Below are 271 nucleotides of genomic sequence, written 5' to 3'. Positions count from 1 at the left end.
GTGGGCGTACCAAAAGACAGTCAAATACCTAAATGGACTCCACCTAAGTATGCAAAAGGAACAGGTGGTCATCCTGGAGGACTTGCAATTTTAGGAGATGGCGGTATGCCTGAATTATTCCGCACGCCTGACGGAAGCATGGGCTTGTCTCCATCTACAGACACATTAATGAACCTACCTAAAGGAACCGAGGTTCTTTCTGGTGAAAAAACACAGCAAGTAATGGGCTTACCTTTCTACAAAGAAGGAACAAAAGGTGGAAATTGGTTCA

At 44.6% G+C, this 271-nt stretch carries 1 protein-coding gene; it reads left to right on the top strand.

Annotated features, from left to right (window positions below; all coding sequences use genetic code 11):
* The coding region (locus R2R70_RS20375; protein WP_410978958.1) for a hypothetical protein at positions 1–271 on the top strand (271 nt) is incomplete at both ends.

This window comes from Cobetia sp. SIMBA_158, from assembly GCF_046566945.1.
GTDB classification, from domain to species: Bacteria; Pseudomonadota; Gammaproteobacteria; order Pseudomonadales; family Halomonadaceae; genus Cobetia; species Cobetia amphilecti.
This window is presented reverse-complemented; position numbering and strand designations above follow the sequence as displayed.